This is a genomic window from Acidobacteriota bacterium, assembly GCA_040754075.1.
Taxonomy (GTDB): domain Bacteria; phylum Acidobacteriota; class Blastocatellia; order UBA7656; family UBA7656; genus JBFMDH01.
This window is the reverse complement of record JBFMDH010000008.1, coordinates 25897-47108: the sequence shown is the minus strand read 5'-3', so window position 1 is coordinate 47108 and position 21212 is coordinate 25897. Positions and strand designations below refer to the sequence as shown.

The following is a 21212-nucleotide window of genomic DNA, read 5'->3' as shown; positions in this document are numbered from 1 at the left end:
GCAAGACAATGAATGCAACCAGTAAAACTTTTTCCGGCGGGACGCTATTTCGCGCGCATCCAAATGCAGTTTCGGAATCGACCCCAACAATTAAAAAGTCCGCGAAATTGAACATCGCCTTTGCCGGACTCTTTCTGTTTACCTTTCTGTTGTATGCGCGACCGCAGGAGATGTTTCCAGAGGTTTTCGGCAATTTCCCGCTGGTCAAAATCGTCGCCATCGGTACGTTGCTCGCTTATTTGATGACCAAATTGACGGCGGGCGAACGCCTCACCTGCTTGCCGCTCGAACTGCTCATGGTTTTCGCTATTGCGCTGCTTGGCATCTTATTCATTCCCATCGCTGTCGCTCCGCAAGATAGCTTCAAGGTGCTGCTCGATGTCTATTTAAAAGTCATCATCATTTTTCTTTTAATGATCAATCTTTTGACTGCTTATCATCGCTTGCGTTCGCTCATCAATCTAGCGGTTATCTGCGGGGCAGCACTCGCCCTGTTTGCGATTGTCAGTTACCTCAACGGAAAATTTCTGGTGCAAGGGAAAATTGCGACCAATCGCATTGCAGGCGTGGTTGCAGGGATGTTCGGCAACCCGAACGATCTGGCGCTCAGTTTGAATTTATTATTGCCGCTTGCGGTGGCGCTGGCACTAAGCAGTCGCGGATGGAAAAAACCTTTCTTCTTGATTTGCGCGGGACTATTAAGTATTGGCGTGATTGTGACATTTTCGCGTGGTGGTTTCCTCGGACTGGTGGCTCTGTCGTTGGTGTTATTGTGGAAACTCAGCCGGCGAAATCGCGGGTTGACGATTCTCGCTTTTCTCATTGCCACCGGATTTTTTTTAGTCGTCATGCCATCGGGTTATTCCAATCGCATCACCACGATTTTTTCAATTGAAGAAGACCTGACCGGGTCTGCGCAAGCCAGACGCGAATTATTAACGCGCGGCGTGGAGGTTGCCGCCAATCATTTAATCATCGGCGTCGGCATGGGAAATTTCCATGTCTATTCGATACGCGAACAGGTGGCACACAATTCTTATCTGGAGATTTCAGCAGAACTCGGCGTCGCCGGTTTAATTGCCTATTTGATTTTAATCTTCTCGCCCTTTCGTTCGCTGCAACGCATTGAGCGACAAACCCGAAAAGCGCCTCGCGGCGCGCTCATTAAAGGACGCGATGCGCCACCCGAACAACACGCTTATTACTTCAGCGTCGCCTTGCAAGCGTCGTTTGTGGCTTATGTGGTTTGTAGCTTTTTCGGCTCAGTCCAGTATCTCTGGCACATCTACTACCTGGTCGCCTACGCCATTTCGCTCAGAACGATTTACGCCAGCGAGCAGGAAGCGGTTGAACCTGAAGGCGAAAAAGCGATGACTTTAGGACAAGCACTGAATCGCAATGTTCGATTGGGAGTGCTTTGGAAGGCTCACCAAAAAGCCGATGCAAAACCTGCGGAAATTTTTCATCGCGCGGCGATGCATCCAAAATCGGATTGAAAAATTTCGCTGATTGAACCGGGAAATTTGCTGTAAATGAATATCATCGCTCTCACCATTTTTATCCTGTCGCTGACGCTCATCGTTTATACATACGTGGGCTACGCGGTCGCGCTCTGCTTTTTGAGCCACTGGTTGGGTAAGCCGGTTCGCGCGGCTGAAATTACTCCAAAACTTTCACTCATCATCGCCGCCTACAACGAAGAAAAAGATATTGCCCGCAAACTCACAGAGACACTGGCGCTTGATTATCCGAAAGACAAACTGGAAATCATTGTTGCGAGCGATTGTTCATCCGACCGCACGGATGACATTGTGCGTGAGTTTGCAAGTTATGGCGTCATTCTTCATCGCCGCCCGCATCGACGCGGCAAAACCTCTGCGCAAAATCATGCTGTCGGCGTCTCCACCGGCGAAATACTGGTCTTTTCCGATGCCACGACTTACTACGAAAAAACTGCGCTGAAGAAAATCGTTCGCAGTTTCGCAGACCCGCAAGTCGGTGCCGCGACCGGCAATGTCATTTATGTTGACCGTTCGCCAAGCGATGTCGGACTCGGCGCGCGTTCATACTGGGGTTACGAATTTTTTCTTAAACAATGTGAAAGTCATCTGGGTTCCCTGCTTGGCGTGTGTGGATGTTTGTACGCCGTGCGGCGCAGTGCTTACGCGCAACTCGACGAAGATATGAGCAGCGATTTTGTCATCGCTTCGGAAATTTATCTCCAGGGATTGCGCGTCATTTATGACCCCGAAGCGATTTCCAGCGAAGATACCAACAAACGCGGGCACCAGGAATTTCGCATGCGCACACGCATCATCGAACAGACCATGAGCGCGCTATGGCGTTACCGGCAAATTCTCAATCCGTTCCGGCATGGAATGTATGCCTTTCAAATGATTTCGCATAAAGCGCTGCGCTATGTCGTGCCCTTTCTCTTAATCGCGTTGTTTGATGCCAATGCCTATCTCGCCAGCGCCAATGAATTTTTCAATGCCCTGTTCATCGTTCAGATTCTTTTTTATGGGTTGGCATTCGTCGGTTGGGCGGCTGAATTGCTCGGCATACGTCTTGGGCAACTGGCGATTCCCTACTATTTCGTGCTCGCCAATACCGCTTCACTTTTTGCGTTTATGAAATTTATCGGTGGCAAGTCGCACGTCACCTGGGAACCCTTGCGCGATGTCACCTCGCAAACCGAACAGAGCAAAAGTTAGGAAGTAAGCAAGGATTCATATATGGGCACTTTACTCGGAGAAACCGGAGACCGTTCGATGCAAAATGCCAGTTACCGGACACAAGAAAAAACTTGCGAAACTACACGAAAACCTCGTGTGCTTCATCTCGTGAACAGTTTTGAGGCGGGTGGCACGGAACGCCAATTCGTCGAACTGTTGAAGCGCATCAATCGCAATCGCTTCGATGTTCGATTGGCGGCGATTCGCAAAGAGGGGGCGTTTTATCAGGAAATCGCCCCGCTTTTTTCCGAGATTTCCGAATTTCGCATCAACAGCTTTTATAATCGCAATGCCTTCAACCAACTGCGACGTTTGCGCGCACTCATTCAAAAAGAAGCAATCGACATCATCCACACGCACGGCTTCTACGATTCGCTTTTTGGAACGGTTGCCGGAAGACTTTCCAACATCACGGTGATTGCCAGCCAGCGGCATCTGAAACTTTCTGACCGGCGAGTTCATGAATGGGGAACGCGAATCATTCACCGGTTTGCCAATCGTATCGTGGTCAATTCACAGGCAATTCGGGATTCGATTATTGAACGCAACCAAGCCTGCGAAAGCAAAATCATCGTGATTCGCAACGGGCTTTGCGAACTGGCAACGCCATCGAATAGCAATCGGAAAAATCAAACCCCTTCACACGCCGAACAGTTGAACAACGAATTGGCACGTCAACAAGCTCACAAGGCGCTGTGTCGCGAACTCGGCATCCATCCTCAAAGCAAAATTTTTGGCATGGTGGCTAGGCTTTATCCGGTTAAAGGTCACAAGTATTTTCTGGAAGCGGCAGCACAGGTTGCGGCAAATGCCGAACAGGCTCATTTCGTTCTGGTCGGTGATGGCGAACTGAAAAACCAGTTAGCCCAACAAGCCGAAAACCTCGGTATTCAAAATCGCCTTCATCTGCTTGGCAATCGAAGCGATGCCAGACATCTGGTTTCGGCATTCGATGTTGCGGTTCTCACCTCACTCAGCGAAGGATTGCCGAACACCGTAATGGAAGCGATGAGCGCAGGCGTGCCGATGGTCGCAACCGCAGTTGGCGGCACCAGAGAATTGATTCGCGATGGAGAGACCGGTTTTCTGGTTCCCCCGGCAGATGTCAATTCGTTGGTTGAGCGCCTGCGATTTATTTTGAGTAACGAAACCCTGAGCAAACGGATTGCCGAAAATGGGCGCGAATTTGTTACTTCACAATTCAGCATCAGTCGCATGGTTGAAGCCGTTGAACACCTTTACGAAGAACTCCTGACAGCCGGAAAACCGAAAGCGCAATAATGAAGACGGACAAAAAAAGTATTCGTGTCGGGGTGGTCGTGGCATCGCTTGATATTCTCGGCGGGCAAGCGGTTGCCGCCTGTCGTCTGCTCGACGGGCTTAGACAAAGCAAGCGCATCCATGCCGAATTGATTCCGATTAATCCGCGATTGCCGAAATGGCTTCGCTGGATGCAGCGCATCAAGTACCTTCGCACGCTGGTGACGTTCACTTATTACCTGTTCTCGCTGCTTATCAGAATACCCAAGTTCGATGTCCTGCATGTCTTTTCGGCTTCCAATTTTTCGTTCCTTCTTGCGCCTGCGCCTGCGGTAATGGTTGGCAGACTATTTGGCAAACCGGTGATTTTGAATTATCACAGCGGCGAAGCCGAACGCCATCTTAAAAACTGGGCGAAAACGGCGATGCCGATTTTTAAACTGGCGCATAAAATCATCGTGCCATCGGCTTATCTGGTTGGGGTGTTAGCAAAATTCGGCATTGCATCCGAAGCCATTCCCAATACCGTTGACCTTGGTCAATTTCGTTTTCATCAACATCGCCCGCTTCGCCCCATCATTTTCACCAATCGCAACTTTGAAACCCATTACAACGTCGGGTGCGCTTTGCGGGCTTTTGCATTGGTTCAACAACAGATTCCTGAAATGCAACTCATCATCGCAGGCGATGGCAGCCAGCGAAAACAGCTCCACGAATTAGCTCAAAAATTGCAATTGAAAAACCTTGAATTCGTCGGGGCAGTATCGCCTCAAGAGATGGCTGAACTGTATCACCGCGCCGACATCTATTTGAATGCCTCGGTAGTTGACAACATGCCGCTATCGATTCTTGAAGCCTTCGCCTGCGGACTTGCAGTGGTTACGACCAACGCCGGGGGCATCCCGTTGATGGTGAAAAATCGCCAGAATGGATTGCTGGTCGCAAGCGGCGATGAGCGGGCACTGGCTGAAGCCATTCTTGCCGTCTATCGAAATCCTCGACTCGCAGACCGTCTCATCAAGCAGGCGCTAAAGGATTGCCAGGCGTTTACCTGGAATACGGTCGGCGAGCGATGGATTGCGCTTTATGAACAGCTAGCCTGTGAGCATTCGCCGACTTCGACAGTTACACGACAACCAGCCGAAAACGAACCCGCGATAGTCGCGCAAACCGGAGGTTCCGATTAATCAGGAAAGGTGCTACTCGACATGCACGTTAAGGTTGCTCAACTGAAAAAACTCAAAGGCAAATCTTTCCGCGAAATTCGCCTTCGCGGCAAACAGGAGATTGCCAAATTGAATGAGCGTTTGCTTGGCATCGGCACCAACGAAATGAGTGATGCGGCGCTGCTTCGTGAAATTCATTCGCCCAATCACCACGGAACCGGTGAAGGCATCAGCGCATTGATTCTCGAACGCATTCGCACCTCAATCACCCCTGACCTGTACGAGCGCGAAACCCCTGTATTTTTGCCGTCGTTTGCCTATCGCGACGATATTCCATCGCTTGTGCTGCATCGCTTTCCCAATCAATGGTTATTCATCCTTGACCGAGCGGGTCGCGCCATCAATGGGCGTTTTGATTTACTCGGTTTTACTGACCTCAGTTTCGGCGACCCGATTGACTGGCATCTCGAACCCATATCGGGAAAACGCACACCGCTGACGCATTGGAGCACGATTGATTATCTCAATCCAGAAATTGCCGGAGATAAAAAAATCACCTGGGAATTGAATCGCCATGCGCATTTCGTCACCCTCGGTCAAGCCTACTGGTTGACCAATGATGAACGTTATGCCCAAGCATTCGTCGCCCAAGCCAGTCATTGGATGGATGCCAATCCGCCGAATCTCGGCATCAATTGGGCAAGCAGTCTCGAACTCGCATTTCGGTCAATCAGTTGGTTATGGGCATTACATCTGTTTGCCGAATCGCATCATCTGACCGCCAGATTTGTTGCCCGTCTGTTGAAATTTCTGGTCGCCCACGGTCGCCACATCGAATCCTATCTCTCACATTATTTCAGTCCCAACACCCATCTCACCGGTGAAGCATTGGGACTTTTATATATCGGTGCGGCATTGCCGGAATTAAGTCGCGCCAAACCTTGGCGACAAATAGGTCTTAAAATATTGCTCGAACAATTGCCCGCACACATTCGCACGGATGGTGTCTATTTTGAACAATCAACCTATTATCATCGCTACACCGTCGATTTTTTCATCCACCTGTTGACGCTTTCGCGCTCGTGTTACTGGCCCCTGCCTGATGAGGTCGAAGAAAAGCTCGCTTTGGCGCTTGATCATCTGATGTGGCTCACTCGCCCCGATGGTACCACGCCGCTCGTTGGCGATGATGATGGCGGTCGGTTATTGAAACTCGGCGACCGCGCGGCAGATGATTTTCGCGATACGCTGGCAACCGGCGCGACGCTTTTGAATCGCGGCGATTGGAAATATGTTGCAGGTGATGCGGCGATTGAAACCCTGTGGTTACTCGGCCCCGAAGGGTTAGAGCATTTCGATGAGATTGAAATCGAACGACCCACTGAAACGGCGCGCGGGTTTTCTGAAGGTGGTTATTATGTGATGCGCGATGGTTGGTGGAAAGATTCAACCTATGCGTTGATTGATTGCGGACCGCATGGCGTTTATAACTGCGGTCACGCGCATGCCGACGCGCTGGCTTTTGAATTCACCGCGCAAGGAACGAACTGGCTGGTTGACCCCGGAACTTATACCTACACCGGCGATATAAAAACCCGCGATGAATTTCGCGAAACCGCCGCGCATAACACCGCGACCGTTGATGGCTTATTACAATCCCAACCGGCGGGAATCTTTTCCTGGAATCATATCGCAACCGCGAAATTACATTCATTCAATCACCACGCAGGTATCAGTTTTTTTTCAGGCTCACACGATGGTTACGCGCGTTTGCAGGATGCGGTAATCCATAGGCGCAACATTCTCTGTTTGCATCAGCACAACGCCACAGCATTACCGACCTACCTGGTGGTTCAGGATGAATTTTCAGCTCAAGACCGGCACGACTATAGCTTGTTTTTTCACTTCACGCCGGAATGCGCGGCAATCAGTATGGATAATCAAATCAGGGTCATCCATCGAAATCATCAGCAACTCGCAATTTTTACGTTTGCAGAACAACCTCTACGCACAGAAATCCTGCGAGGATATGTGTCACCTGTTTATGGTGAACGCGACTCGGCTCCCATCGCTACCATCGAGTTTAACGGGACAGGAGAACAAACCGTCATGAATTTCATTTTGCCCTTTACCACCAACCATCAAGGCGCACAGGTGGCGCAAAAATCTATCGGTGTAAAAGACGCCAGAGCCTTTATCGTCACGCTGGGTGATTCACAAGATGTGGTAATTGCCGGAAACGCCATTAATCTGGTCGAGTGCAAAGGGCTGAGCGCCATCGCCCAAATGGCATGGGCGCGCTTTGTCGGCAATCGTCTGGTACGCACCTGTTTTGTCAAAGGCAAGGTTATAAAGGTTCACAATAAGTTTTCATTGCACTCCACGGATGTCGTGAATCATTGCGTCATTCAGGTGGCATCCGACCATCTTGAAATAGCCATCGAAGGAACCAACCGGTTCACTCTCGAAACCAAGGGCTTGTGGAAAAAGATTTCTCTTGATGGAAATTGGTTTGACTTAAACCACCAACCTCACAACCTCACGTTTGCCAGAGACACAGGTCAATGGCAGTTAAAAGTAAACGAGAAATGAGGCGCTAAATTATGTGTGGAATTTGTGGCATTGTCGCGACTGAACATTCGGGCAGGCAAATAAACGAAAACCTTCTGGTTCGCATGCGTGACAGCCTCACGCATCGCGGCCCGGATGAAGCCGGACTGTATCTTGATGGCAACATCGGACTCGGTCATCGCCGTTTGTCCATCGTTGACCTCAGCGGCGGCAAACAACCGATGACCAATGAAGACAGAACGATTTTCTTGTCTTACAACGGAGAAATCTATAATCACCGGGAGGTGCGCAAAGGCTTGATTAAACGCGGACATCACTATGCCACTTCCAGCGATAGCGAAACCCTCGTTCACCTCTACGAAGAGCGTGGCAGACACCTGGTTGAAGAACTTCGCGGCATGTTTGCTTTCGCCATCTGGGACAGCAATCGGAAAACCCTGTTGCTTGCGCGCGACCGCCTCGGCATCAAGCCGCTCTATTATCATTTACGAAATGATGGAACCTTGTATTTCGCTTCGGAAATCAAGGCTTTGCTCGAAGCGCGTGCCACTCGTCCGGCATTAAACTACGCAGTGCTCGCGGATTTTGCCGCCAATCGTTCGCCATCGGGCGAAGAAACGCTGTTTAGCGGAATTAAACGCTTGCTTCCCGGTCACACTTTAAGCTGGCAAAACGGCGGCATCGATATTGAACCTTACTGGAATGTCAGTTTTGCGAAAACCCCTGAACGGTTGAGCGAAAAAATCTACCTCGCTCAATTCAACGAATTGTTTGAAGAAGCGGTGCGCCTGCGGTTAATGGCAGATGTGCCGCTTGGCGCATTTCTTTCCGGCGGCATTGATTCAAGCGCCATCGTCGAAGTGATGAGCCGGTCGGTCACGGAACCGATCAAGACTTTTTCGGTCGCCTTTGCGGAACGTGAAGCCAATGAACTCGAATACGCGCGCTTGATTGCGCGAACCTTTAAAACCGACCATCACGAAATCATCGTCCATCCGCAACAATTTTTCGATGCCCTGCCAACCCTGATTTATCAGGAAGATGAGCCGATTGCTCATCCATCGAGCTTGCCGCTCTATTTCGTATCGAAACTTGCCTCGGAACAGGTCAAAGTGGTTTTAACCGGCGAAGGCAGCGATGAACTCCTGGCCGGTTACGGCAAATACCGCAACACCATTTATAACCTGAAACTGGGACGCAATTATCATCAGCGCGTGCCGCAATCAATCAAACGACAAATCCATCAAGCGATTAAACAATTACCCAACACGTCGCCGGTCAAACAAAAACTGACACGCACGTTTTTATGTCTTGCGCCTGACCTGGAAGAAATCTATTTCGATAATTTTTCGGTGTTTTCGCGCCATCAACAATCATCGTTGTTTACCAGTCAAACGATTGAACGAATGACCGAATACAACCCTTACCGGGATTCGCTGGATTATGGCAAACACTCGGACGCCGAAACTCTGCTCGATAAATTGCTGGCAATCGATATGAAAACTTACTTGCAGGAACTCTTGATGAAGCAGGATCAGATGAGTATGGCGGCATCCATCGAAAGTCGGGTTCCCTTCCTCGACCACAAACTTGTCGAATTTGCGGCGCGGCTGCCGGTCAATATGAAACTGCGTGGGCGCACCACAAAATACATTTTGCGCGAAGCGATGCGTGGGCGTTTACCCAAAGCGATTTTGAGTCGCAGGAAAATGGGCTTTCCGGTTCCTGTTGGAAGTTGGTTACGCCATTCGTTCACCCATATCCTGGATGAATATGTGACCGGTGAGCGGGCAATCGCGCGCGGCATTTTCAATAGAGATTATGTGAAGGCGCTGGTGAACCGACATCTTGACGGAGAGCGGCATGACGAACGCTTGTGGATGCTCATCAATTTTGAAATCTGGCAACGGCAATTTTTTGACGGCGAATATCAGAACCAATCCATTGAACTCGATGACCTGCCGGTTTCAATTTTCAACCAGGCAAAAAGCGCAAGCCCGCCGGGAATAGGTAGATGAAGTTTGAATTTTCTGGAGGTGACCAATGGCTGTAAACGGTGTTGCAATGAAAAACGCAATGTCTATTGATCTGGAAGATTGGTTTTGTGTGCATAACCTGAGCCATCTGATTAAACCGAAAGATTGGGACACCTGTGAACTCAGAGTTTATGAAAGCACCCGACGCATTCTGAAACTCTTTGATAAACATCAAACTCGCGCCACCTTTTTCGTTCTCGGATGGATTGCCGAACGACTGCCGGAACTGGTTCGCGACATCGAAGCGCGCGGTCACGACATCGCGGTTCACGGTCACAACCATTTGTTACTCACCGAAGTCACGCCGCGCGAATTTGAAGATGATTTGGTGCAGGCATTGCAGGCTCTCGAAGATTGCGGCGTCCAACAACCGGTGAGAGGCTTTCGCGCGCCTTCATTTACCGTCGTTGAAAAGACCAAACAATGGGCATTTCGGATTCTCGAAAAATACAATTTCCATTACGACTCGTCGATTTTTCCTGTGGGCTTTCATCCTGACTATGGACTACCGGAAACCCCTTTAGGCCCCCACAAAGTGAGCGAACGGCTTTCGGAATTCCCGCTCAGTTGTCTGGAAATGTTCGGTAAACGCTTTCCGTTTAGCGGCGGCGGCTACTTTCGATTGTTTCCTTACGCATACACCAAATACTGTTTGACGAAATGTAATGAACAGGGGCGACCCGCGGTGTTTTATCTGCACCCCTGGGAAATTGACGACCAGCAACCGAGGTTGAGCATCCCCTTCGTTAAGAAATTTCGTCACTACCACAATCTTCACAAAACCGAAAAGCGGCTTAATGCGCTGCTCAGCGATTTTAAATTCACCACGATCAGAGAGGTACTAGGACTATGAGCAATGAGATGGTTACGCATCACCATGAATTAATAATCCAGCGAAATTATTGGAATCGTGAAGTCAACGATTTCCACAGCATTTATTCGCATCAGAAATCGAAATTCGCGCAATATCTGGATCGCGTCTTTCGCAAAGATATGTATGAACGTTTTGTGTTCACGATGGAAAACGCGGAACCGATTAGCGGAAGAAGGTTTCTCGATGTCGGCTGCGGCAGCGGCGTCTATAGCCTCGACTTCATCCGTCGCGGCGCGGCTGCGGTAACCGGACTCGACATTGCTGAAAATATGCTGGCGATTTGCCGACAAAGCGCCAGCCGCGAAGGGGTCGCCAGTCGTTGCCAGTTCATTCATTCGGATTTGCTTGAATATGAATCCGAATCCAAATTCGATGTATCGATTGGTATAGGACTTTTCGATTACATCAGCGACCCGCTTCCGGTCTTAATCAAAATGCGTCAGTTGACCACAGACCGCGCCATTTTGTCATTTCCGAGACGATGGACGTGGCGCGCGCCGATTCGTAAAGCGCGGCTGGCGATGCGCGATTGCCCGGTGTTCTTTTACACAAAATCGACGATTGGGGGTTTATTAAAAGCAGCGGGATTTGTTGACTTCAAAATCTCCCGGGTTGGCAAACTCCACTGTGTTGTCGCCTATTCGGACAGAAAACCTGGCGGGAAATAAACAGCGAAAATTGCGTTTTGATGAATGATTCAAACGGGAGCAGGACGGCATGAAAATATTATGGCTAAAAACCGAATTGCTTCACCCGGTGGATAAAGGGGGAAAGATTCGCACCTATCAAATGCTCAAACATCTCAGGCGACAGCATTTCATTACCTATGTGACGCTTTGCGACCCGGTCAGCGATTCACCCGAAGCATTTGATTTGGCAGGTGAGTATTGCCACAGACTTGCTGCCATTCCGCACGCGGCGAAACCGAAATTCAGTCCGGCATTTTATTATGAACTCGGATTGAATCTCGGTTCGCCTTTACCATATGCGATTCAAAAATACCGTTCAGAGTTGATGCGCCAGGTCGTCGAAGAAGAATTAAACCGCCATCATTTCGATGTTGTGGTTTGTGATTTCCTCACCCCAAGCATCAATATGCCTGAATCAATTCAGGTGCCGACGGTGCTGTTTCAACACAACGTCGAAGCGGTCATCTGGGCGCGGCATTATCAAAACGCCAATAATAAAATCAAGAAGGCTTTCTTTTTCAATCAGTGGCGCAAAATGCGCGGTTACGAAAAGCAGGTCTGTCAACAATTCGACGCCGTGGTTGCGGTTTCCGATGTTGACCGCGATTTAATGCGTAAAGAGTTTGGCATTGAACGAGTTTTTGATATTCCAACCGGCGTCGATACAGACTATTTCAATCCGCTTGATGCAAAACCGCAAGCCAACGAACTGGTGTTTACCGGTTCAATGGATTGGATGCCCAACGAAGATGCCATTATCTATTTCGTAAACGATATTCTGCCGCAAATATCTGCACAAATTCCCGACGTGCATTTAACGGTTGTCGGGCGCAATCCGACGAAGCGATTAAAAACTATTGCCGAGACTAACTCGCAAGTCACAGTCACGGGTCGGGTTGATGATGTGCGCCCGTATATTAACAACGCGGCGGCTTATGTGGTGCCGATTCGCGTGGGCGGCGGAACACGTTTGAAAATTTATGAAGCGATGGCGATGGCAAAACCGGTCATCTCAACGACCATCGGCGCGGAAGGCTTGGCGGTTCGCAACCGCGAAGAAATTATCATCGCCGATGAACCGCAGAAATTCGCTGAATCGGTGGTGACGGTTTTAAAAGATGCAGCGTTAGCTGAACGCCTCGGCACACAAGCCAGAAATATTGTCTGCGAGCGATTCGGCTGGCAGCGCGTGGCAGCGGCATTCGGTCAAGTGTGCGAAGGCGTGCAGAAACGTTCGCTTGCTGCTTAGCTAGTTCATTTTAATATGCTCCCCTATACGCAAGGAGTTGTGAAGTAAATGCGTTTAAGTATTTTTGGGTTGGGTTATGTTGGTTGTGTCTCGGCAGCCTGTTTTGCCGATAAAGGTCACGAAGTTATCGGTGTGGATGCCAATCCCTTGAAAGTTGACATCATCAATGAAGGCAGAAGCCCGATTGTTGAACAGGGCATCGAAGCCTTGATTAAAAAAAATGTTCGGGAAAATCGCTTGCGCGCCACCAAGGATATAACCGACGCCATTCAAAATTCGGATATTTCGCTCGTCTGTGTCGGAACCCCTGCCAATCACAACGGCAGCCTTGACCTCACCTATATCAAGCGTGTCTGTCAGCAAATCGGCACTGCTCTGGAATCAAAATCTCGTTATCATACCATCGCTCTGCGCTCGACGATGCTTCCGGGTACGATTCACGAAACTGTGATTCCGACGCTTGAAGTCTTTTCAGGCAAACGCGCCGGACGTGATTTCGGCGTTGCCGTCAACCCGGAATTCTTACGCGAAGGAACTTCGATTCACGACTTCCACAATCCCCCATTTACTTTAATCGGCACCGACGATGATGATGCCGCAGGCATTTTGCGCAGGCTCTATGCGGGCATTGATGCGCCGCTTCTAACCATCGGCATCAAAGAGGCTGAAATGGTCAAGTATGCCTGCAATTGTTTTCACGCCTTGAAAGTCACCTTCGCCAACGAAATCGGTAATCTCTGCAAAGGGCTTGGGGTTGACAGCCATCAGGTGATGGAAGTGTTTTGTCAGGATACCAAACTCAATCTTTCGCCTTACTACCTCAAACCGGGATTTGCTTTTGGGGGTTCGTGTTTACCGAAAGACCTTCACGCCATCACTCACAAAGCCAAAGAACTGGATGTTGAGATGCCCATGCTGGATGCGATTTTGACGAGCAATCGCCAACAGATTGAGCGCGCCGTTGATATGGTGCTGCAAACCGGTCGTAAAAATGTCGGCGTGCTGGGTCTGAGTTTTAAATCGGGAACCGATGATCTGCGCGAAAGCCCGATGGTCACGTTAATCGAACGCTTGATTGGCAAAGGGCTGAAACTCGCGATTTATGACAGAGATGTTGAGTTGGCGCGCATTTTCGGAGCCAACAAACAATATATCGAACGAGAAATTCCCCATATTTCGTCGGTGATGCAATCGAACCTCAATGAAGTCATCGAGCAATCGGAAGTCATCATCATTGGCAAAAAAGAGGATGAATTTCGCATTCTCGCTGACAAATTAAATAACGGGCGGGTGGTTATCGATCTGGTCAGGCTATTGGAAGTTCAAGACGCGCGCAAAAGTTATCAAGGGATGTGCTGGTGAAAAACTTACTCATCGTATCGCGTTTGCCTATTGAGTTGCGCCCTTCCGGGGCTTGCATAATTTTCTTAAACAGATTCCCAATCCCTAACGAAAATGGAGTAATCATCGTGTCACTTAGTCGAAGTATCGTTGCCCGCCTCAATCGTAACCCGTTGATTGACCAATTGGTTTATAAAACCAAACACGGCCCGGCTCGCGGATTGAAACGGCAGGGCGGAATGGGCTGGCTTCCCACCTTTGTCCCGCGATCACACGAATGGGATGCCGAAGAAACCTTCCTGGCAAATCTTGATTGGCACGAGTTGACCATCTATGACATAGGCGGCGACCAGGGATTATTCACACTTTTTTTCGCGCATCGCGCAGGCGAAAACGGACAGATCATTACCTTTGAACCGAATCCTCAAAGTTTCCGTCGCATTCAACGCAATGTCAGTTTGAATCAATTTACAAATGTTCGCGTATTGAATATCGGCATCGGCAGTCAGCGAGAAACACTGACATTCACTTTTCCGGCAAACGAACCGGCAAGAGGAACGGCGACACATTCCATCGCCAATCAAATTGTCAGTGAAGCGAGCGCCATCGTTGGTGAAATCGAAGTCAATTCCCTTGATGATGAAATCGCACGCAGCAGGTTGCCCGCGCCAAATTTTATCAAGCTTGATATTGAAGGGATGGAATACCCGGCATTGCTTGGCATGCAAGCCACCCTTTTGCAATTTCGCCCGCGATTATTCATCGAAATTCATGGAGCGGATTTACAGGAAAAAACCCTGAACATTCAACAGGTCGTTGGGCTGTTGGAAAAATTGAACTACCAGATGCTGCACATCGAATCCGGTTCACGGGTGAATCAATTGAATGCCGAATATGCGCGTGAAGGACATCTCTATTGTGTGCCCAATGAAATTGCCTGAGCGGTATGAATAAACCGATTGAGAGACGGAGAAACAGTGGTGAATTTATTAAAACCATTACTAGCCATTTACCTTTTTATCTGCCTGGTGTCGTGCGCCGCAAACCCCAACCAAAGCGGCGAGTTCGATAGCGATTCGGCAAATCCGGCTACTGTTACCGCAAGCCGCCAACCCACTCAATCAACTTCGCCAGTCTCAACCACAGCGCCGCAATTACCGGCGACGATTCTTGATACGACTTTACCGACAACCGCAGGTCGCAAAATCAAAGTCGCGGCAGGCGCGGACGGGGCAAGGAATTTTCAGACCGCGCTCGATCAGGCAAAACCCGGCGATGTAATCCTGCTTGAAGCCGGAGCGACCTATTTAGGAAATTTCACCTTGCCGAAAAAATCGGGCAACGAGTGGATAATCATTCGCTCGACGGCAAGCGATGCACAACTTCCCGCACAGGGAACCCGCATCACACCCAAGTATGTAAATTTTTTACCTAAGCTCATCACCACCAACGCTGACCCGGTTATCAAAACCGCTGCGGGCGCGCACCACTATCGGTTTATCGGTATTGAATTTTCGGTCACCGCGACCACCCCTGTGACTTATGATTTGCTGCAACTGGGTTCAGGCGCGCAAACCTCTATGGCAGAGGTTGCGCACGATTTAATCATCGACCGTTGTTACCTACACGGCAGCGCCACCGCCAATCTGAGACGCGGCATCGCGCTTAACAGTGCGCACACCAGCGTCATTGATTCACATATTTCGGATTGCCATGAAAAAGGCGCGGATTCACAGGCAATTTGCGGTTGGAATGGGCCGGGACCATTTAAAATCGTCAACAACTATCTGGAAGGGGCGGGCGAGAATGTTATGTTCGGCGGCGCTGACCCGAAAATCGCTAACCTCGTGCCTTCCGATATTGAGTTTCGCCGCAATCACTGTTTCAAACCGTTGGCGTGGAAAAAGAACGAAGCCATTTATGCAGGTGAGCCTTGGTCTATCAAAAATATATTTGAATTGAAGAATGCCCGGCGGGTGTTGATTGAGGGCAATCTTTTCGAGAATAACTGGGTTGATGCGCAAAGCGGGGTTGCCATTTTGTTCACGGTTCGCAATCAGGATGGCACCGCTCCCTGGTCTATCGTTGAAGATGTGACATTTTCCAATAACATATTGAGGCACGTAGCAGCCGCTATCAATATTCTCGGTCGCGATAACAATAACGAGAGTCAACAGGTTCAACGCATCAAAATTTATAACAACCTGATTTACGATGTCGGCGGAAAACAATGGGGCGGCAACGGCGTCTTTCTGCAAATCAGCGATACCCGCCAGGTCTCGGTCGATCACAACACCGTCGTGCATCGCGGCAACATCATCACCGGTCACGGCAGAGCCAACGAAGGATTTGTCTTCACCAACAATTTTCTGCCGCACAATGAATATGGGGTAATCGGTGATGGCGTAGGTCCGGGCAATCCGACGATTGCCAAATATTTTTCCAAGCCGACCTTTAAACGCAATGTATTAGCGGGCGGGCGCGCATCGCTTTATCCGGCGGATAATTTTTTCCCGGCTAACCTGGACGACCTCGAAAAAGCCGAAAAAAATTTTAATTTGCCTACCACCAGTCAATTTAAAAATGCCGGAACCGATGGCAAAGATATTGGCTGCGACCTCAATCAACTCGCCAAAGACATCGGCATGATTGAGCCGAAACTGTAACTCGAATGCTTATTCACGGAGGGTAACGGATGCTTGACTCAAAGCGTTTGCAAAAGCCAAAATCAACCGATGCCACACCGCTCATCAGCGTCATTATTCCGGCATACAACGCCGCGCAGCACATCACCGAAACCATTGAATCGGTGCTCAATCAAACTTTCAAGTCATTTGAAATTATTGTAGTGAACGATGGCTCACCCGATACCGAAGCCCTCGAACAGGTGCTGAGACCTTTTGCCGGAAAAATCATTTACCTCAAAAAAGCCAATGGTGGCCCGGCATCGGCACGCAATGCCGGCATACGCAAGGCGCGAGGCAGGTTCATTGCGCTTCTTGATTCCGATGATATTTTTCTGCCGGAACATTTGCAGGAACAATTGAATTTTATGGAGACCGGAGAGTTTGATTTTGTTTATTGCGATGCGCATCTATTCGGACATTCGCCGTTAGCGGGCTACAGTTTTATGGAATTGGTTCCTTCACAGGGTGAAGTGAATTTTGAAAGTCTGTTGGCGGCGCGCTGTACGGTGCTGACTTCCACGGTGGTGGCGCGAAAACAACCGATAATGGATGCGGGATTGTTTGATGAAACGCATACCCAAATCATCCCTGCGGAAGATTACGACCTCTGGTTGAGGCTGGCGCAACGAGGCACCCGCATGGGATTTCAAAAAAAGAAATTGATTAACCATCGCAAACATGGCGACAGCCTTTCAGCCAATTCGCTTAAAGCCTTCGAGGGCGCACTTCAGGTGCTTGAAAATATTCAGCAAATCGGTTCATTGAGTGAGCGAGAAGAGTTGCTGTTGAACGCTACCCGATTGCAACTCACAGCCGCTATGGAACTGGAACGCGGCAAACATCAGCTATTAAAAAAAGATTTTCAAGGCGCAGCCGAAGCCATACGTTTTGCCAATCAATATTACCGGCGATGGAAACTCCGACTGGTCTTGCTCTGGCTTAACCTTGCGCCCCATTCATTATTATCGGCATACCTTTTTCGCAACCGCTTACAGGCAAATTTCAATAGCGGAAAAACGGAAACCTGCGGGTAAAACAACCACCCGCCAAAAGTAACGCCCATCAATAAGCTGTAGTTCAACGCATGGAATCACAAACTGAACAATCCCATTCTTCGCTGACCGCCCGCGCTACCTGGTTTATGGTCGCCAAAATCGCCGCGTTTATCTTGAATTTTATCTTGCCCTTGATGCTTGTGCGGCGGCTCAGCCCACACGAATTCGGTGTCTACAAACAGGTATTTCTGGTGGTCGGCACCGCCATCACTTTATTGCCGCTCGGTTTCGGTATGAGCGCCTATTATTTTCTGCCGCGTGAACCCGAAAAGCAGGGTGCTGTGGTTTTCAACATTTTAATTTTTTACACGGTTATCGGCTTAATGATGGGGGTGGCATTTATGGCATTTCCATCAATGCTTGCGGTTATTTTGCACAGCCCCGAATTTTTTGATTATGGCGCACTGGTTGGCATGATTATTGTGTTTTGGGTGATGACGCCGCTTCCCGAAATGCTTGCGGTTGCCAAACAGGAACCGCGCCTCGCTTTCGCTTTCGTTGTTTCATCACAATTTGTGAGAACCGCGCTGCTGGTGATTGCAGCGGTCGCATTCGCATCCGTTAAAGCTTTAATGATTGCCGCCATCATTCAAGGCATTTTGCAGTTGCTGATGCTGTTAGTTTATCTACACAGACGATTCCCCGGTTATTGGCAAAAGTTTGACCACAAAGTTTTGCGCCGGCAGTTATCCTATGCCCTGCCGCTCGGTTTCGCGGGGCTGCTCTATTCCCTGCAAAGTGATTTGCACAATTACTTCGCAGCCTACACCTACGACGCCGCGACCTTTGCGATTTATGCTATCGGTTGTTTTCAATTGCCGCTCGTCGGCATTCTCAGCGAATCGGTCTGCTCGGTCATGATTGGTCGCATCAGTGTTTTACAAAAGCAAGATGCAAGACAGCAAATCATTGAACTGATGGCACAGGTGATGCGCAAACTGGCGATGGTCTATTTTCCGCTTTATGGCTTTTTAATGGTTGCCGGACGCGATTTCATTATCGTTCTTTTCACTGACCAATACCTGGCAAGCTGGTCGATTTTTGCCATCAATTTAACCATGTTGCCGGTGAGCATTCTGGTGCTTGACCCGGTGCTTCGCGCCTATGCCGAACAACGCTATTACCTGTTGAAACTCCGCCTGGTTTTGATTGGTTTCATGATTTTGGCTTTATGGGCAGCGACCCGTTATTTCGGATTAATCGCGATTATCTCGGTGGTGGTTTTCTTCAGCGTGCTTGAGCGCATCTGGACAGCCGTGAAAATGGGCAAGGTCATCGGCGTCCGACGAAGCGACAACTATTTATTAAAAGATATAAAAAAGGTCGCGTTGAGCGCCGCTGCCGCCGCTATCATCACGTTTGTCTTACCATATTTTTTACTCGATATCCGACCATTTTTAAGATTGGTTGTAATGGCAATCATTTTTTCTGTAAGCTATCTGTCTGCTTTTCTCCTGTCAGGCATCCTCACTGCCGACGAATGGGAATGGTTACGCCGCCAGGCATTGCGTTTACGCCGAAGTTCTGGCAATCAATCAACCAATTTATCGAAGGAATCAGCATGGTAAAAAAACCTGTAAGCCAATCTTTATGGGTCGCGCTTTTTATTTTACTGGCAACTCTGCCGGCAATGGCTTCGTTCACTCATTCATTTTCACCAGTTGATTCAACTCACCTGGTTCGCGCGGGCGAAGATTTGCAATCCGTATTAAATCAGGCAAGTCCCGGTGATACCATTCTGCTCGAAGCCGGTGCGACCTTTAGCGGAAATTTCATTCTTCCGAAAGTTGAAAGCAACAATCGGAGTGTGATTACCATTCGCACTTCAGCGCCGGACGAACAGTTGCCACCTGCCGGTTCGCGTATTGACCCGACATTCAGCAATAAACTCGCAAAACTCGTCAGCCCCAATAGCGAAGCGGCGCTGAGAACCGTAAACGACACCCATCATTTCCGTTTCATCGGCATTGAATTCACGATTGCGCCGGACGTTATGCTCAATTATGGCATTGTGAAATTCGGGGGCGGCGATGAGACAACAATTGATGCCCTGCCGCATCACCTCACGCTTGACCGTTGTTATATTCATGGCAATGCGCTTGCCGATGTAGCGCGCGGCGTGGCGCTCAACAGCGCCACCACGACAATCATCAATTCCTATATTTCCGATTGTCACGGCATAGGCTTTGACACGCAGGCGATTGCTTCGTGGAATGGCACAGGCCCGTTTACGATTATCAACAACTATCTGGAAGGCGCAGGTGAAAATGTTTTATTCGGTGGCGCAGACCCGAAAATAGTCAACCTGGTTCCCTCTGATATTGAATTTCGCCGCAATCATTTAGCGAAACCACTGCATTGGAAAGCAGGCATTCTCGCCAAACCAGTCCATCTTACAGCGCAAAGTCTGCCTTCAAGCGGAGCCTTGAACGGCTATACGACTTATTACTACCGGGTCACGGCGCGCACCCGTGCAGGCTATAGTGCAACCGCTACGTCTGCTGCCTCAGATGAAATCAGCGTGACGCCGCAAACCGGTGACAATTTGATTCAGTTATCGTGGCAACCGGTCGAGCGGGCGACGGCTTATCGCATTTATCGAACTACCGATGACCCGACAGTAACGGAAAGAAACTGGGTCTATTTTGAAATGGATGCTTTGACCTGTTCGACAACCGATGGCATTTGTCCGTTTATCGATACCGGCACAATCGAAGGCACACGCGCAACCCCGCCAACTCAGGCAACCCGCTGGTCTGTGAAAAATATATTTGAATTGAAGAATGCCCGGCGGGTGTTGATTGAGGGCAATCTTTTCGAGAATAACTGGGTTGATGCGCAAAGCGGGGTTGCCATTTTGTTCACGGTTCGCAATCAGGATGGCACCGCTCCCTGGTCTATCGTTGAAGATGTCACGTTTACCAGTAACATTGTTCGTCACACGGCTGGCGCAATCAACATTCTCGGTCAGGATTATCTCAAGCCCAGTGAAAAAGCCAGAAATATCAAGATTGTGAACAACCTGTTTGAAGATATAAATGGCAAACAATGGGGCGGCGGCAACGGCGTCTTTCTCATCATCACCGATGTCGTCAGCATTACCGTCATGCACAACACGGTTTTGCAAAGCGGCAATACCATCAACGCCTATGGGCAGCCAAGCGATGGGGTTAAATTTTTGAACAACATCTTTCAACATAATGAGTATGGCATTATCGGTGATGGCACAGGCACGGGCAAAAGCACCTTGAATAAATATCTACCGGGGAAGAAATTTAAAGGCAATGCGTTTATTGGTGGAAATTCATCGCTGTATCCTGAGTTGAATTTCTTTTTTCAAACGATGGATGAAATCGGCTTCGTTGACGCAGCCAATGGCAACTATGAGCTTGTCCCGTTAAGTCCGCTTAAAGGTCGCGGCACCGATGGCAAAGATGTTGGTTGCGATATGAATCAATTGAAAGCCGCATTGCAGGTCAATCAATAATTACCGGAGCCAGTCCATTGGCTAACTATTGAGCAAATTCAAGGCAGTTAAAGCTTATGAGA

At 49.2% G+C, this 21212-nt stretch carries 15 protein-coding genes; all 15 read left to right on the top strand.

The window, feature by feature from the left end; translation table 11 throughout:
- The first annotated feature begins 8 nt into the window (after positions 1-8).
- The 15 genes from AB1757_10800 (at position 9) to AB1757_10730 (ending at position 21150) form a co-directional block, all read left to right on the top strand.
- Positions 9-1496 carry an O-antigen ligase family protein gene (locus AB1757_10800; GenBank protein ID MEW6127513.1) on the top strand — a complete coding sequence of 496 codons (1488 nt, stop codon included), beginning with the start codon at positions 9-11 and terminating at the stop codon, positions 1494-1496.
- Positions 1497-1532: 36 nt separating this feature from the next.
- A complete protein-coding gene (locus AB1757_10795) occupies positions 1533-2714 on the top strand; it encodes a glycosyltransferase family 2 protein (GenBank protein MEW6127512.1) in 1182 nt (393 codons plus the stop codon).
- 21 nt (positions 2715-2735) lie between these two features.
- Entirely contained in the window at positions 2736-4016 is a 1281-nt protein-coding gene (locus AB1757_10790) for a glycosyltransferase (GenBank protein MEW6127511.1), read from the top strand.
- Complete coding sequence (locus AB1757_10785) at positions 4016-5182, top strand: glycosyltransferase family 4 protein (GenBank protein ID MEW6127510.1); 1167 nt, start codon at positions 4016-4018, stop codon at positions 5180-5182. The genes AB1757_10790 and AB1757_10785 overlap by 1 nt, the downstream gene beginning before the upstream one ends.
- Positions 5183-5203: 21 nt before the next feature.
- Positions 5204-7753 carry an alginate lyase family protein gene (locus AB1757_10780; GenBank protein ID MEW6127509.1) on the top strand — a complete coding sequence of 850 codons (2550 nt, stop codon included), beginning with the start codon at positions 5204-5206 and terminating at the stop codon, positions 7751-7753.
- An 11-nt stretch (positions 7754-7764) separates the two neighbouring features.
- Positions 7765-9750: an asparagine synthase (glutamine-hydrolyzing) gene (gene asnB, locus AB1757_10775; GenBank protein ID MEW6127508.1), complete on the top strand. Its 1986-nt coding sequence runs from the start codon at positions 7765-7767 to the stop codon at positions 9748-9750.
- Between the two features lie 58 nt (positions 9751-9808).
- A complete protein-coding gene (locus AB1757_10770; GenBank protein ID MEW6127507.1) occupies positions 9809-10621 on the top strand; it encodes an XrtA system polysaccharide deacetylase in 813 nt (270 codons plus the stop codon).
- The gene (locus tag AB1757_10765; protein ID MEW6127506.1) at positions 10618-11310 is read left to right on the top strand and encodes a methyltransferase domain-containing protein; all 693 of its coding nucleotides are present in this window, start codon (positions 10618-10620) and stop codon (positions 11308-11310) included. Before AB1757_10770 ends, AB1757_10765 begins: the two co-directional genes overlap by 4 nt.
- 49 nt (positions 11311-11359) lie before the next feature.
- Complete coding sequence (locus AB1757_10760; protein MEW6127505.1) at positions 11360-12580, top strand: glycosyltransferase; 1221 nt, start codon at positions 11360-11362, stop codon at positions 12578-12580.
- 48 nt (positions 12581-12628) lie between these two features.
- Positions 12629-13942 carry a UDP-glucose/GDP-mannose dehydrogenase family protein gene (locus tag AB1757_10755; protein MEW6127504.1) on the top strand — a complete coding sequence of 438 codons (1314 nt, stop codon included), beginning with the start codon at positions 12629-12631 and terminating at the stop codon, positions 13940-13942.
- 107 nt (positions 13943-14049) lie between these two features.
- A complete protein-coding gene (locus AB1757_10750; protein ID MEW6127503.1) occupies positions 14050-14862 on the top strand; it encodes an FkbM family methyltransferase in 813 nt (270 codons plus the stop codon).
- Positions 14863-14901: 39 nt separating this feature from the next.
- The gene (locus AB1757_10745) at positions 14902-16587 is read left to right on the top strand and encodes a hypothetical protein (protein MEW6127502.1); all 1686 of its coding nucleotides are present in this window, start codon (positions 14902-14904) and stop codon (positions 16585-16587) included.
- 29 nt (positions 16588-16616) lie between these two features.
- Positions 16617-17642, top strand: a complete 1026-nt coding sequence (locus AB1757_10740) for a glycosyltransferase family 2 protein (protein MEW6127501.1) — start codon at positions 16617-16619, stop codon at positions 17640-17642.
- A 50-nt stretch (positions 17643-17692) separates the two neighbouring features.
- Complete coding sequence (locus AB1757_10735; GenBank protein MEW6127500.1) at positions 17693-19231, top strand: oligosaccharide flippase family protein; 1539 nt, start codon at positions 17693-17695, stop codon at positions 19229-19231.
- Positions 19225-21150, top strand: coding sequence for a hypothetical protein (locus tag AB1757_10730; GenBank protein ID MEW6127499.1), 1926 nt, complete (start codon positions 19225-19227; stop codon positions 21148-21150). Before AB1757_10735 ends, AB1757_10730 begins: the two co-directional genes overlap by 7 nt.
- Positions 21151-21212: the final 62 nt, after the last annotated feature.

Bases quoted from the DNA above. Each gene is read 5' to 3' on its own strand.
- AB1757_10800 (MEW6127513.1), top strand. From the start codon at position 9: ATGAATGCAACCAGTAAAACTTTTTCCGGCGGGACGCTATTTCGCGCG.
- AB1757_10795 (MEW6127512.1), top strand. From the start codon at position 1,533: ATGAATATCATCGCTCTCACCATTTTTATCCTGTCGCTGACGCTCATC.
- AB1757_10790 (MEW6127511.1), top strand. From the start codon at position 2,736: ATGGGCACTTTACTCGGAGAAACCGGAGACCGTTCGATGCAAAATGCC.
- AB1757_10785 (MEW6127510.1), top strand. From the start codon at position 4,016: ATGAAGACGGACAAAAAAAGTATTCGTGTCGGGGTGGTCGTGGCATCG.
- AB1757_10780 (MEW6127509.1), top strand. From the start codon at position 5,204: ATGCACGTTAAGGTTGCTCAACTGAAAAAACTCAAAGGCAAATCTTTC.
- asnB (MEW6127508.1), top strand. From the start codon at position 7,765: ATGTGTGGAATTTGTGGCATTGTCGCGACTGAACATTCGGGCAGGCAA.
- AB1757_10770 (MEW6127507.1), top strand. From the start codon at position 9,809: ATGTCTATTGATCTGGAAGATTGGTTTTGTGTGCATAACCTGAGCCAT.
- AB1757_10765 (MEW6127506.1), top strand. From the start codon at position 10,618: ATGAGCAATGAGATGGTTACGCATCACCATGAATTAATAATCCAGCGA.
- AB1757_10760 (MEW6127505.1), top strand. From the start codon at position 11,360: ATGAAAATATTATGGCTAAAAACCGAATTGCTTCACCCGGTGGATAAA.
- AB1757_10755 (MEW6127504.1), top strand. From the start codon at position 12,629: ATGCGTTTAAGTATTTTTGGGTTGGGTTATGTTGGTTGTGTCTCGGCA.
- AB1757_10740 (MEW6127501.1), top strand. From the start codon at position 16,617: ATGCTTGACTCAAAGCGTTTGCAAAAGCCAAAATCAACCGATGCCACA.
- AB1757_10735 (MEW6127500.1), top strand. From the start codon at position 17,693: ATGGAATCACAAACTGAACAATCCCATTCTTCGCTGACCGCCCGCGCT.
- AB1757_10730 (MEW6127499.1), top strand. From the start codon at position 19,225: ATGGTAAAAAAACCTGTAAGCCAATCTTTATGGGTCGCGCTTTTTATT.